We start from the raw sequence: 13,403 nt of genomic DNA, 5'->3' as shown, positions 1-13,403 counted from the left end.
TATTTTGCCCCAAAAAATAGAATTAGTTAAATTGCAGCGAACCTAGAGTATAACCCGCATAAATGGGCTCAAGACCACCTAGCATATCATCTTTTACTTCAGTACGATTCATAGCTTGTTGATAAGAAATTATAATTTCACGCAACTGCTGAGCGCTATATGTCGCTCCTTCAATACGGAAACTAGATATGCCTAGATCAATCATCTCACCAAGCAACGGTAAATAGCAGAGCTCTTTCGCGAACAAAAGATGGCAACGGCCGTGCTGATCACGATATACCGGATTTTCACCTTTGTCTGTTTTTAGAACCAATACATTATTGTGCACATATTGATTATCCTCTTCAGCGATAGGCTCCATTACTTCAGTATTCTCATAAAGGTCATGTTCCATATACATTAGTGCAGGTGTACCATGTACAACAACTTCCAAAGGCGTGTCACAACGCGAGGCAAAGGTAGCAAAGTGCTCCAGCGTCATTTCCGGTGAAACCGAAAGCTGAGTTAAACCTAATTTTGCATATAATTGGGCTGAAAGATGATTGTAGACATTTAAACTACCATCTCCAATTAACGGATAACCTGTAGAACTGTATCTGCGAATCGCTCCCAAATTAGTAACGATTATACCGTCGATCGGCAAGCGTTCTCCACCAAGCAATTGATCATATTGATCAAAATGCAGCTCGGTCATCATGCGTGGCAACCCTAAATAGATTTTGCTATCGCCTTTTAGCTCACCAAGTTCCTTAATATCACGTTTTGTAAAAGGTCTGTCCGGTTCAAATACATCCCCCGGCAAGTATAAACTATCCACACCCAGCTCCAATACTACGCGCGCCTGTTCCATATTATTCACACGTACAGCCAGCTTAGCTTTTGTTGCCATTGGTTTCTTTTCTTGCGCCAAACGTTCCCGCAATTCCTCTACACGTTTTTCAGATAGCTCACGTTCTGCGGTTGGTGTGCTAAATACTTTTCCAGTGCTATAGAATTTGCCCGTACCTTCATAACGACGGTTAATGTTAGCTAACCCTGGTTTACCAAAAGCATAAGCTGTCGAAAAGTCACGCTTGCGGTTGTTGTACAGCTCTTTAGTATCAACCGTACGATCAAAGCCAATCGGATCATCGATATATCGGTCAATGGCTTCGCCGTAGCTATTCGCCAGCATCACCATAAAATCCTTATCACGCATACGGCCTTCTATTTTGAAGGAAGTAATGCCTGATTCAATCAATTCCGGAAGATGCTCATACATAAACATATCTTTGACAGCCAGTGGATATTCAGCAGGATATACATATCCGTCTTTTTTAACCCGATAATCCCAGCGGCAAGGCTTCATACATTTTCCCCGGTTGCTGCTCATGCCAAAAACATGGGAACTGAAGTAACAATTTGCACCATGCACAGAGCACATATCCCCGTGAATAAAATATTCCAGCTCCATACCACTCCGCTGACCAAGCAGCTTAGCTGTCTGCAGGTCCATTTCCCGCGAGGTAACTACACGAGTTACACCCAGATCACGCAGCGCATAGATCATCTCCAGGTTGTGAACATTCATCATTACGGAAGAGTGAATAGGAAGGTTAAGCTCCATCTCCCGAATAAGCTCCAACACTGCCATATCCTGAACAATCAAGGCATCTGGCCGAGCACCATCAAGGAAACGCAAGTATTCTCTAGCTTCCTCCACATCTTCCTCACTAAAAAGATTATTCACAGTGATATACACTTTTTTGTCTAGACGGTGTGCGATATCAAGTGCCTCTACGATCTCTTCATGAGTAAGGTTATAACCTTTACGCATCATTCTCATATTCAATACAGGTCCACCAAAATAAACTGCATCACACCGTGATTGGATCACTTCCTTGAAAATCTCAAACGTTCCTGCGGGTGCGAGTAATTCGACTTCTCTACCGTTAAAATAACGTGCCATTCAAGTTCCCTCCCAAGTTGATACTACTAATAGGGAATGAGTATTATAACAAAGCTACTGCAATTCCCATGACCACAAACATCCCAATAAAAACAGTATCGAATTTGCCCCACCTTAGGCGGTGATACCGACTGCGGGGAGCATCCATGCGAAAACCGCGGGCCTCCATGGAATACACCAGATCCTGAGCACGCCTAAAAGCACTGGCGATAATCGGGACCAGCAGGGAGACTAACATCCGTCCCTTTTCCTTCAAAGGCAGCTCTTTCAGATCGGCTCCCCTTGAGGCCTGCGCTTTCATTATGATCTGCGATTCATCTAGAATCGTAGGAATGAAACGAAGTGAAATGCTGATCATCAGCGTGATACGGTCAGGGGATAAGCCAAGCTTTTTGAAGGGTGTCAAGATCCCCTCCAGCCCTTGATTCAGCTTCCCCGGCGTTGTTGTGAAGGTCAGAAGCGCTGTAAAGGTGATAAGAAAGAACATGCGGATGACCGAAAATGCCCCTAATCTTAGCCCTCCCTCATAGATAGACCAGGAACCAAGAGTCAGCATTACCTCCCCTGTCTTTACAGACACCACCTGCACAATAAAGATAAACAACATTAAATAACGTAAAGGCTTAGCTGCTTTCAGGAAGTATTTAAGCGGAATCTTCGTTGAAGCCATAACGGCTATCGAAAAAATAGCCAGCACAGCCATGGCCATCCACGAACGTGAGAGCAGGATAACAGCTACGTATAATAGCATGCCAGTGATTTTGGCACGAGCATCCAGCTTGTGCACCCACGAACCGGTCTCAATACTCCGACCTAAGATCAGTTTCTCATTCATGGTCATCCCTCTTTCCATCGGGCTTACCAGTGCTTATTGATTCCGCTGGCAGCGAAGCTATAAGCTCTGCCAGACTCTCAGCCGTCAAGCGGGGTGCTTCATCCACAAGACCTAAATGATCAGCAACTGCACGCCAGTAACGAAGGGACTGCGGAACCGTCAAACCACACTGTTCCAGAATTGAAGGATCATCTGCAAGCGCCTTTACACTGCCCTGAAACGCCGTGCTGCCCTCTTTAAGTACAACCCAGCTGTCCGCATAGGGCAATAACTCATCCATCCGATGCGTAACGATAATGATCGTTCTGCCCTGCTCACGACATAATCTCTCCAGCAAGCTGATTAGCTCTGCACGGCTAATGGGATCAAGCGTTGCCGTGGGCTCATCCAGAACGATGACCTCAGGGTCCATAGCTAGCACGGAAGCGATAGCCGCCTTACGCATTTGTCCACCGCTCAATTGGAAAGGATTCCGCTCTAGCAGTGCGAGATCCAGCCCCATATCTGACATGGCCTGACGTGCACGTGACTTTGCCTCTTCGAGACTCATGCCGAAATTAAGGGGACCGAAAATGAGATCCTTCTCGACCGTATCTTCGAACATCTGCTGCTCCGGAAATTGAAATACCAATCCGACTCGGCGGCGCAGTGGCATTAGCTTAGGTGACTTCTCACCAGCCTGAATAGTTACATCAAGCACTTTTACCGTACCCTCGGTTGGTTTCAGTATCCCGTTAAACAATTGCAGCAGCGTCGATTTACCTGAGCCCGTCGCCCCCGCAATACCAACCATCGAGCCAATGGGTACACTGAGGTTAATGTCCCGGAGCGCCGTCAGCTTCCAGAGGCTTCGGTCAGCGTAGGTGTAACTTACTTGCTGTAATTCTATGGCCATAACGTGTCTATAAGCTCCTTTTCACTGGTCGGAACATCCACATGAATACCCTGGTTCTGCAGCTCGCGTGCAAGGCGCCAAGGATAAGGTTCACGCAGATGGCATTTTTCCAGAAGCTCCTCGTTCCGGAACAACTCCGCCGGTGTAACATCTGCAGCCAAACCACCTCCATGCAGCGCAAGCACCCGATCCGATGCCAAAATCTCATCTGCATCATGCGTAATCATGAGGATCGTGTACTTCCCTTCTGCCCGCATATCCTGCAGAATACCGAGAAGGTCATTTCTGCTTCCTTCATCCAACATAGAAGAGGCCTCGTCAAAAATGACGATGCCTGGTTCCATAGCAAGAATGGAAGCGATAGCAACACGCTGCTTTTGACCTCCCGACAGCTCACCCGGATGCTTGGACAACAGATGATTTATTCCTAGTCTCGTCGTATAGGAGTGCAAACGTTCAGCCATCTCTTCGTACGGCAAACAAAGCCCTTCCAGGCCGAATAGGATATCTTCCTCTACAGTGGCTCCAATAAACTGATTATCCGGATTTTGGAACACCATTCCGATACATTGCCGAATGCTTCCGATCGTTTCCTCACTAAGCAGCATGCCACTAACCACAATCTCACCAGCCCCCTTAGGCAGGAGAGCATTGAGCAGCTTGACCAACGTAGACTTCCCGCAGCCATTAGGACCAACCAAGCTGACCCATTGTCCTCGAGAGATAGATAACGTTATATTTTGAAGAATCGGATGCTCGGGATCATAGCCAAACGATACCCCATCCAGAGAGATGACTGCTTGTCCTTCTCCCTCTAAGTCTTGACCTTCGTATGATTCATTCATGTTAGTCATCCTTCCGCTGATGTGACTAATCAGTCCAAAAATTCTTCAAACAGCGATATTTTTGACAATGACGCCACCAAATAACGGACTGCATAGCCCACGGCAATTCCTGTTACTACCCCAGTGATCAGCAGCATGGGAAGATAATAAAAAATACTAAGTGATGCAAATACCATAGAAGCTGCCAGCAGCTGACCGATATTATGCGCAATCCCACCGGCTATACTAATTCCGATCAAGCTTATACTCTTACCTTTGCCACTAATCAGCATCAGCACAAACATAACAACAAAGCTAAAAAGTGAACCAAATAAACTAAACAGCAAGCTTGAGAAGGTACCTAGCAGAAATGCAGTAAGCAGTGTTTTGAGGATGACAAGCAGCAAAGCATCCCGTCCACGTAAAAAGTAAATACAAGTCAAAATCATAATGTTGGCCAGTCCGAGCTTAGCACCCGGCACCAGTCCCATCCCGGATAACGGAATCTGTGCCTCTATTAAACTTAACACTACTGCCACTGCGGCGAAAATCGCAATAATCACTGTTCTTTTTAAAGCTGTTGCAGATTCACTACTGGACATAGGCATCTATATCATCCTCCCCCGACGCACTGGTGATTTCGACTAATACTCTATGCGGTAGACAGACAATCGTCTGTTTGGGCAGGGTAATAAAACCAAAACCTAGGCAAACTTTATCAGCGCAATCGGCATCGTACATTTCAATCCCGTAATCATGCACCTTCAAAATGTTATAGCCGCGTTCCGTGCGGACCTCAATGGTTTGTTCTTCTTTTGTAAGCTTTACCGTTTTAAATAACTCACCGTCCACCGTTACATTGGCTATGAGATTTTTACCGGCCCCACCTTTGTCATCATTGTCCGAAAACCATCTCGGTACGAGAAAAGCGAGCGCAGCAATCAATACGATGGAAATCAGCCACACATCTGCGCGTTTCATAAAAATCTCCCTTATTTTTTAATTAAAATCCAGACTTATTAATTATAACGGTCTACCCTCAATCCTTCAATCAATGTTGGAGTTTATTGTCAGTTTTAGAGAGCTGTTCACAAAATAGGCACGCAAAATAACCCCAGCAGACACAACCCATTCGTCTCTGGCATTTTCAGTTGAAGTTTGTAGCGTTTGCAAAAATATCCAACTTACATTTTAGCCCATTTGCACCGAGATCGCCCATCTCCTCTGGTTTACTAGCTTTTCCGGAATAATTCACAATTAACCCAATTTAAGTTACTTTCAAAATCTAAGCGCCCCTTATCGAGGTTTGTTCCTCTCTAGAATCAAATAAACCTTATCTTGGAATTCATTATTATATTTGCCTTTTAAACAATAGTGTGTTATATTTATATGGTATTTGTTTTTCGATATATTGAATATCCCCACCAAGAAGATGTCAGGCCGACTATTATACACATCGGCATTTTGGACAAAGAGGCTTTATGTTTTCTTGCAGTACTCTTCCTTTTTATGAGATTAAATTCGAAATATAGCATTCCGATTCACACTGGCGCGGTCAATGGAGCCGCAAGGGCAAAAGAGAGGTAGGGCTTTTGTCGTATTGGAAGGATTATTCTCGCCACACGGCTGCTGGAAATAACAAGGAATCAAGACACCCGTTACTCACGAACGGCGGGGGATGAATATAACGAGAAAGCATGACGGTACGTTCCTTATTCAAGGACTACGTCATGTGTGGAAAAATATAGGCGCCCGATAACCGCTACCTAGCGGATATCGGGCGCTGTCTACGTTCAGGACTTATTTTACATATCGACTTACAAAAGCTGTTACTACATCTATATACCCCGCCTTATCCGTATCATAAGACAATCCATGCCCCGCTTGCGGCACTATGAGTCTCTCTTTTGGACTCTGGCATGCCTCATACAATTCATTCATCATAGCAAAAGGTACAAAGTTATCCGCATCCCCATGAATAAAAAGAATCGGGACCTTCGCTTTCCGCACTTGTTTTAATGCAGAGGCTTCACCAAAACCATACCCCGCCTTCAAGCGGGTGATTAGACTTGCACTTTGAACGAAAGGGAAACTTGGCAAGCGATACATGCGTCGTAGTTGGTAAGATAATTGTGCTTTTACTGAGGTATAAGCGCAGTCCGCAACAATAGCTTTTACCTGCGGCGGAAGATCTTCCCCTGAGGTCATTAGCACTGTAGCACCGCCCATAGAGACGCCGTGAAGCACAATTTGAGCACTGGGCCCAGTCTTTTTAATCATGTATTCAATCCATTGCAAATAATCTTTTCGTTCCGGCCAACCAAAACCAATGTAATCCCCTGCGCTATCTCCATGCCCTCTTGCATCGGGAATTAGGATGTTAAAGCCTAAGTTCTCGTAGTAGATTTTGGCGTACGCCCCCATATCCTTTGCTTTACCTGAATAACCGTGGGCTAGAATGGCTGTGCGTCCCGCAGCACGATTAGATTGGAGTAAGTAACCCCTTAGTTTAAGTCCATCTGCAGATACGATCTCAATATTCTCGAAGCTCTGGCGAGAGACCCAATCCTTCCCCTCCCCCCAAGAAGCTCCGGCAACCGGAGGATCAGCCTTCAGATTAGGATTATTACTTAGAAATACCTTTGGCGCTCGTTTAATAGCAATACCATAGAAGAAAAATCCCACATAGATTAGAATCCCTATGATGATTACAGCGCTAATAATGAACCATATCAATTCGCCTTCGCCATCCCCTCTACATTTCTTTTCCAACAAGAGTATACCATCTACTTAGAATGCACCAAACTATCGCAATCATGACATACAAATAGAGCCGCCATCGGAACACTCCCGAAAGCGACTCTATGTTGATCTACCCTTTATTATTTATTCTTTTTGGAGAACTTGGTTCTCATTAATAATCCGATAAGTGCAAAACCTAAACCTGCTACATAGTAAGGTGCAGGACTTGATTCACCCGTTTTTGGCAATTCCTTCACAGGTGGCTTACCTAATGGGATCGTATCGTCCACTACGATGATTTCATCAGGTGTTGGTGTTGGCGTTGGTGTCACTGCCGGTACCGGACCTAATGGGATCTCATCATCATCAACAAGTACTTCTGTGCTATTCGACGGTGTTGGTGTTGGTACTGGCGATGGTGTCGGCGAAGCTACAGGCCCAAGCGGCACAGGATCTTCTGCAAGAACTATAGTGCCAATTACGGATGATGGCGTTGGTGTCGGGAACACCGAAGTCTCTGGTGTCGACGTTGGTGTTACCTCTGGTGTTACCGTTGGTGTTGGTGTTACCTCTGGCGTTACCGTCGGTGTTGGTGTTGCTTCAGGCGTCGGCGTTGGTGTCGGCGTCACTGTCGGTGTTGGTGTCGGTGTCGGTGTTGGCGTCACTGTCGGCGTTGGTGTCACTGTTGGCGTTGGCGTCGGTGTCACTGTCGGCGTTGGCGTCGGCGTTGGCGTCGGTGTTGGTGTCACTGTCGGCGTTGGCGTCGGTGTCACTGTCGGCGTTGGTGTCGGTGTTGGCGTCACTGTCGGCGTTGGTGTCGGTGTTGGTGTCACTGTCGGCGTTGGTGTCACTGTCGGCGTCGGCGTTGGTGTCACTGTCGGCGTCGGCGTTGGTGTCACTGTCGGCGTCGGCGTTGGTGTCACTGTCGGCGTCGGCGTTGGCGTCACTGTCGGCGTTGGTGTCGGTGTTGGTGTCGGTGTTGGTGTCGGTGTTGGTGTCACTGTCGGCGTTGGTGTCGGTGTTGGCGTCACTGTCGGCGTTGGTGTCACTGTTGGCGTTGGCGTCGGCGTTGGCGTCGGTGTCACTGTCGGCGTTGGTGTTGGTGTCACTGTTGGTGTCGGCGTCACTGTCGGCGTTGGCGTCACTGTCGGCGTTGGTGTCGGCGTCGGCGTTGGTGTCACTGTCGGCGTTGGCGTTGGTGTTGGTGTTGGTGTTGGTGTTGGTGTTGGTGTTGGTGTTGGCGTCACTGTCGGCGTTGGTGTCGGTGTTGGCGTCACTGTCGGCGTTGGTGTCACTGTTGGCGTTGGCGTCGGTGTCACTGTCGGCGTTGGCGTCGGTGTCACTGTCGGCGTTGGCGTCACTGTCGGCGTTGGTGTCGGCGTCGGCGTTGGTGTCACTGTCGGCGTCGGACATGGTGTTGGCGTCGGTGTCGGCGTTGGTGTCACTGTCGGCGTCGGCGTTGGTGTCACTGTAGGCGTTGGCGTCGGTGTCGGTGTCGGCGTTGGCGTTGGTGTTGGTGTCGGTGTCGGTGTCACTATCGGCGTTGGCGTTGGCGTTGGTGTCACTGTTGGTGTCAGCGTCACTGTCGGCGTTGGCGTTGGTGTCACTGTTGGTGTCGGCGTCACTGTCGGCGTTGGTGTCGGCGTTGGTCCAGGTTCATCACCATCGTATGGATAGTGGTGAAATTCACCACCACCAGTACCTTTGAGTGAAGCCGCCACTAAAGTACCGTTAATCTGACCATTAATAAAATCAACATGAGCATAGGGGGCAAGTATGCTTCCCATTACACCTATGCCTGCCATATCAAGATACGCAGCTTGGCTAAAGTTAAGCAAAATTTTCTTGCTGTTCAACACGTTATTAGGTAGAAATCCGAAGTTTTTCATTTTTACGTTAGAACCATCAATATTAATAATTGCAGTAGATCCTGAAGGAACATTTATTGTAATTCCGTAGGTATTAGAGACGTTATCTCCTGAAACATTAAAAACATTGACCGCAGGATCTGTACCTGTCAGGGTAAGGCTGCCATATTGGTACACTGTTGTTCCATTCGCCGGCAATGCTGCAAGTTCTGCTGATTTGTCCTTCAAAGACTGACCTACTGCTGAAAAGTCAATCGTACTCCCCTGTCTTTTTGTACCACCCTTGAGGAGCGTTACATTCCCTGAAAAATCTCCCCCGTGCACGATATTCCCATAAACAGTACCTCCGTTGAAAGTAAGATTCCCTCCAACAACAAGTGTGTCAGTCAGGGAAACCTCTGCTGCGGTCAACCTATCTCCAACACTATAGTTGGTTAAGTTAACGTTACCTCCAGCAGCAAACCTTCCTTCCGTATCCGAAACTGTCGTTATATCCCCTAGAATAAACACGTTGTAGACCGCTGCAATTCCCAATGTAGAAGAACTACTAGCTCCAGCAACTCCAGCTCCCAATGAGGAAAGCCCACTACCTACCGTCAAAATCCCAGCTAATACAAGCGAGAGTAACGGTTTTATTCTTCTTTTCAAATGGCACACCTCCTAAAACTATGATTTATATTAATCAGAATAATTACCAGAAACTCTAAAGGACCTAACAACAAAAAAGACCGCCAAAAAGAAGTGAAATTCCCTTCTCATGGCAGTCGGACGGTCATTGTGCCTTTAAGACACTTTAGACTCCTGGACTTTGCGTCCCGCCCTTTCAGACGGTTTGCTATTATCATGACTATATATATGTATTACACTGCAAGTCCAGAACTGGTAGCTGAAGCATTCTATCCAATAACAGTCTATGACTTTTAATACTTTTGAATTAATAACAGTTTAGCTCCCGACACCCACAATTGTCAATCAATTCCTTTCGATAATTCCCCGCATTAGTACCACACAAAAAAAGCGCCTAAAGGCGCTTCGCATAAGGTTTTTCATTAAATTTTAAAGTAACTGTATATAGCCCAATATGGATATCCATAAGGGAACACTCATAATTAAACCAAAAAACAATCCACGCTGGAGGCTGCCCTCTTTTTCCATCATAATTCTCCTTTATGTGTGTCCGATACATTAATTTTTATTATTACAATTTTTAATATAATTTATTCTTCGTTATTTAGTTGTGAATTTAATCACATTGGATAAGCTGTTTAGAAATACCATTGATTATTTTTGGAATATCGGGGTAGAATACGAATATACGTTCCTATTAGAGGTGATGAGATTCATGCATAGAGCAGAAAGCAGGGACAACATGCTGGTGAAATCTTATTTATTGCTTCCGATGATTTTATCAGCTTTCGAACGGGACTCCGCCATTTTATCTACACACTTACGAACACCCGCCCCTTATCTGGAGGTTCTTGGAACAGCTGCTGCAGTAGCTACAACAGATCTAAGGGATGTCCGTGCAGAAATGAGAAGACGGGGAATCAAGGTGTATGAGCAAAACAGACTTAATACGGGAATTGAAGCCAAGTATATATGTCGTGGCTATCATGAACGAATGCTGCTGTTGAATGACATTGTTGCGGCTCAGGCTGCCATCCATATGCGCAGATACCTAGGGCTGGATATTTCATCTTTTAAGAGTTACGAAGAACAGTACCAGATTAAGTAAAGCTGTATAGAAGCCGCTGCGCTCTCTCCCCCCAATCAATTAGTGAACAAAAAAATAGGCCTTACCATGGGAGTTGGCAAGACCTGAGAGAGATATACCACAAAACACTGGGGGGTGTTTGGTGTCTCTAATATATACCTCGAACCTGAAAAAAAGCTGATAGGCACATAAAAATTACATTAAAAATATTGTTCGCCGTTCAGAAGTGATTGGAGTGCTCCCACAAGCTTAGCCGACCTTTAGCTGGAATTGGATGACTTAATGGATGAACCCCTTCAAGCTTCCAGGCAAACCGTCCTTCGCTATAGTCGCCAAAATCATATTCGTTCCCATTGATCCATTCCCTTAAATCCACCTCTGGAGTAACCACATAACATCCCGCGAGCTGACCTGTAGCAATAATAGCTCCTGTCGGCAAATTATTCGCTGTATAGCCATGTTTCGCCAATACTGATTTGTACGGTTCCTGTTCACAAATCTTTTTGTCGATCCGCATCCCGGCATGAATGCCTAACTCGCCGCGGTAGGCTGTTCTCCATGAACGAGTTTCAAACTCTTTTTCACCAAGAGCAATTAAGGTCGCCCAAGGCTGCCGTATTGTTATACACCGCATGATATTTATCCCCTTCGTTTATGTTGGACGTTTGTCACGGATGCACGGATCTCGATCTCGCGTTGTGTAATCTTGCTCACCTTGACCTGATAAATTAAATAATCCCAACCGTTTGGTCGATACTCATTTCCATCATTGATCGCCTCTAAAATAAGAACATTTATTTTTATTATATACAAACAAAAGTTCTTATGAAAATATCAATACTACAGACATTCACCTGTAACTCCCCAGAATCAATAAAGGTCGTCATAATGGAAAGGCTGCTGTTTATTCTTATATTGGTAATGTACTAACTGCTATGCCTGTGCAACCGATTTTAAACTAATGTCGTAACCACTGGAGGGGAAGGTCCATGATTCAAAAACCACGTACTACTATTAAATGGACTCTTATTTTTGTTTTTTTGTTATTAGTCACCGCCTGTAGTAAGAATGATGAAGTTTTGAAAGGAATTGTACACACAATAGATGTAGAAAATAAAAGAATTTTAGTAATTTCTGAATTAAAAGAAGAAGACTTGAACAAGGAATACAAGGAAATTCTCGAATCTAATGAGTACTCTCAAGCCATTTGGGTAAATAAAGTTGCACCTTCTAAATATAAAAAAGGCGATGAGATTAAAGTGTTTTTTGAAGTAAGTGATGATTCATTCCCTGCACAAGTTACCGCCAAAAAGATCACCAAAATCAAGAATTGAGCAAAAAGAATAGAATCTACTATAAAGAAGCGGCGTCTCCAAAAGGGATGGCGCTTCTTTGTGTAGATTTAAGGAGAAATCAGAGTATATAATATGGAACATTATATACTCTCAACATCTCTGTTACGGGAATTCCTGAAGCAGAAATACCCTTCCGAACATATACTATGAATAATCTCTTCCGGACGAAACATTTACATAATCTGAATATAATAATTCTGGAACATTCTGTAAACAAAAAAAGCTCACCTACCGAAGCCAGTGGGCATAATCCCAAGCATTTGGGAATTTACTCTTTGTTGGAATTACTGAAACCTTACCATGTAACAACTATAGGAGCTTATAAAGTCCCTACAGTTGTTGGCAATGTACCTAATAACACGAAGGATCTACTTGAAGATACAGGATCAGCACAAACCCGCGAGACATGCATCGGCGGGTTTCGTATTTTTAAAATTCATCACAATTAATTAGTCCTAGGTCATCTACACCAATAAAACTCTCTTATTATAATATTCGACGTTTATTTATAAAAACTTACAAAACATCTCATTTTTCAAATCGATCTTATAGCTCATATACATCATTAACCATTAAATTTACTATTATCCATGTAAGTAAACACTTCATATGTGAGGATTATCAAAGTATGAAAAAACTAATCGTAGTTTTATCAATCGCTTTATTGACTACCGCAATTGCTCCTTTCGCATCAGCAAATCAATCAAATTCAAGTGTACTATCTCCACAACAAGTAAGCCTTCAACAAGATGCAACAGACAACTATACTCATAATGGTTTCCCAATTAATTCTCCCTGTTCAAAAAGCATCTCAATCTGGTGAAATACTAATAACATTCAGTAGATTGGAGGTTTACCATGACAGAAATTGATGAGAGAAAATGGGGGCAGCAGGATCCTATCAAAGAACCACAAGATCGTTATGAACAGTTTTTAAAAGTTGTATCACTAACCTTTGTGAGTGTCACATTCACTATTATTTTCACTGAGATAAAAATGGGCAACTTTCCCCTTAAGCTCATTTTCTTTGTTATTGGACAATTCCTCATTTATGGATATGTGATGAAGAATCTGTCCAAGACCTCAGAAAAATTCAAAAATTCCTGCAAGAAATTAAAAATAAAGCTACCCATTCTCTACATTTTATATTTCTTGTTTCTCTTCTATATTGGGCAACCATATTTATAAAATTACTCTGTGCAAAAAAGTGACCCCACCAACT

Annotated in this window: 12 protein-coding genes and 1 riboswitch; of the genes, 3 read left to right on the top strand and 9 right to left on the bottom strand. The window is 44.5% G+C overall.

All coding sequences use genetic code 11. From position 1 onward, the window contains the following. Positions 1 to 22: 22 nt before the first annotated feature. The 8 genes from MHB37_RS02460 to MHB37_RS02425 form a co-directional block, all read right to left on the bottom strand. Positions 23 to 1,948: a peptidase U32 family protein gene (locus tag MHB37_RS02460; protein WP_076302343.1), complete on the bottom strand. Its 1,926-nt coding sequence runs from the start codon at positions 1,946 to 1,948 to the stop codon at positions 23 to 25. 43 nt (positions 1,949 to 1,991) lie between these two features. Further along, on the bottom strand, positions 1,992 to 2,783 hold the full coding sequence (locus tag MHB37_RS02455; RefSeq protein WP_076138201.1) for an energy-coupling factor transporter transmembrane protein EcfT: 792 nt from the start codon (positions 2,781 to 2,783) through the stop codon (positions 1,992 to 1,994). After that, on the bottom strand, positions 2,776 to 3,678 hold the full coding sequence (locus MHB37_RS02450) for an energy-coupling factor transporter ATPase (protein WP_076124517.1): 903 nt from the start codon (positions 3,676 to 3,678) through the stop codon (positions 2,776 to 2,778). The genes MHB37_RS02455 and MHB37_RS02450 overlap by 8 nt, the downstream gene beginning before the upstream one ends. Then, entirely contained in the window at positions 3,669 to 4,523 is an 855-nt protein-coding gene (locus tag MHB37_RS02445; RefSeq protein WP_076179744.1) for an ATP-binding cassette domain-containing protein, read from the bottom strand. Before MHB37_RS02445 ends, MHB37_RS02450 begins: the two co-directional genes overlap by 10 nt. Positions 4,524 to 4,552: 29 nt before the next feature. Further along, positions 4,553 to 5,110, bottom strand: coding sequence for a Gx transporter family protein (locus tag MHB37_RS02440; protein WP_076124520.1), 558 nt, complete (start codon positions 5,108 to 5,110; stop codon positions 4,553 to 4,555). Further along, positions 5,094 to 5,483 carry a NusG domain II-containing protein gene (locus tag MHB37_RS02435; protein WP_036681022.1) on the bottom strand — a complete coding sequence of 130 codons (390 nt, stop codon included), beginning with the start codon at positions 5,481 to 5,483 and terminating at the stop codon, positions 5,094 to 5,096. Before MHB37_RS02435 ends, MHB37_RS02440 begins: the two co-directional genes overlap by 17 nt. Before the next feature lie 819 nt (positions 5,484 to 6,302). Next, positions 6,303 to 7,277, bottom strand: coding sequence for an alpha/beta hydrolase (locus MHB37_RS02430; RefSeq protein ID WP_256717233.1), 975 nt, complete (start codon positions 7,275 to 7,277; stop codon positions 6,303 to 6,305). A 107-nt stretch (positions 7,278 to 7,384) separates the two neighbouring features. Further along, positions 7,385 to 9,760, bottom strand: coding sequence for a choice-of-anchor A family protein (locus MHB37_RS02425; protein ID WP_405168901.1), 2,376 nt, complete (start codon positions 9,758 to 9,760; stop codon positions 7,385 to 7,387). 108 nt (positions 9,761 to 9,868) lie between these two features. Beyond that, a riboswitch (cyclic di-GMP riboswitch) is annotated at positions 9,869 to 9,959 on the bottom strand. A gap of 495 nt (positions 9,960 to 10,454) precedes the next feature. Here MHB37_RS02425 and MHB37_RS02420 point away from each other — a divergent pair. Then, the gene (locus MHB37_RS02420; RefSeq protein WP_051491249.1) at positions 10,455 to 10,847 is read left to right on the top strand and encodes a hypothetical protein; all 393 of its coding nucleotides are present in this window, start codon (positions 10,455 to 10,457) and stop codon (positions 10,845 to 10,847) included. Positions 10,848 to 11,046: 199 nt separating this feature from the next. On the opposite strand, the gene MHB37_RS02415 is transcribed toward MHB37_RS02420, so the two are convergent. Continuing rightward, positions 11,047 to 11,460, bottom strand: a complete 414-nt coding sequence (locus tag MHB37_RS02415; RefSeq protein ID WP_076179467.1) for an ASCH domain-containing protein — start codon at positions 11,458 to 11,460, stop codon at positions 11,047 to 11,049. Between the two features lie 355 nt (positions 11,461 to 11,815). On the opposite strand from MHB37_RS02415, the gene MHB37_RS02410 reads away from it, so the two are divergent. Together MHB37_RS02410 and MHB37_RS02405 are read left to right on the top strand one after the other, a co-directional pair. Beyond that, a complete protein-coding gene (locus MHB37_RS02410; protein ID WP_076124523.1) occupies positions 11,816 to 12,160 on the top strand; it encodes a DUF3221 domain-containing protein in 345 nt (114 codons plus the stop codon). Between the two features lie 879 nt (positions 12,161 to 13,039). After that, a complete protein-coding gene (locus tag MHB37_RS02405; RefSeq protein WP_076124526.1) occupies positions 13,040 to 13,369 on the top strand; it encodes a hypothetical protein in 330 nt (109 codons plus the stop codon). The last annotated feature ends 34 nt before the right edge of the window (positions 13,370 to 13,403 follow it).

The sequence above is a fragment of the Paenibacillus sp. FSL H3-0286 genome (genome assembly GCF_045040705.1).
In the GTDB taxonomy this organism is placed as follows: domain Bacteria; phylum Bacillota; class Bacilli; order Paenibacillales; family Paenibacillaceae; genus Paenibacillus_AQ; species Paenibacillus_AQ odorifer.
Note: the sequence above shows the minus strand (reverse complement) of the source record. Positions and strands in the feature narration are given on the sequence as shown.

Excerpts from the sequence above, each read along its gene's own strand:
- MHB37_RS02410 (WP_076124523.1), top strand. The coding sequence starts at position 11,816 with ATGATTCAAAAACCACGTACTACTATTAAATGGACTCTTATTTTTGTT.
- MHB37_RS02415 (WP_076179467.1), bottom strand. The coding sequence starts at position 11,460 with ATGCGGTGTATAACAATACGGCAGCCTTGGGCGACCTTAATTGCTCTT.
- MHB37_RS02440 (WP_076124520.1), bottom strand. The coding sequence starts at position 5,110 with ATGCCTATGTCCAGTAGTGAATCTGCAACAGCTTTAAAAAGAACAGTG.
- MHB37_RS02435 (WP_036681022.1), bottom strand. The coding sequence starts at position 5,483 with ATGAAACGCGCAGATGTGTGGCTGATTTCCATCGTATTGATTGCTGCG.
- MHB37_RS02455 (WP_076138201.1), bottom strand. The coding sequence starts at position 2,783 with ATGAATGAGAAACTGATCTTAGGTCGGAGTATTGAGACCGGTTCGTGG.
- MHB37_RS02445 (WP_076179744.1), bottom strand. The coding sequence starts at position 4,523 with ATGAATGAATCATACGAAGGTCAAGACTTAGAGGGAGAAGGACAAGCA.
- MHB37_RS02450 (WP_076124517.1), bottom strand. The coding sequence starts at position 3,678 with ATGGCCATAGAATTACAGCAAGTAAGTTACACCTACGCTGACCGAAGC.
- MHB37_RS02420 (WP_051491249.1), top strand. The coding sequence starts at position 10,455 with ATGCATAGAGCAGAAAGCAGGGACAACATGCTGGTGAAATCTTATTTA.
- MHB37_RS02460 (WP_076302343.1), bottom strand. The coding sequence starts at position 1,948 with ATGGCACGTTATTTTAACGGTAGAGAAGTCGAATTACTCGCACCCGCA.
- MHB37_RS02405 (WP_076124526.1), top strand. The coding sequence starts at position 13,040 with ATGACAGAAATTGATGAGAGAAAATGGGGGCAGCAGGATCCTATCAAA.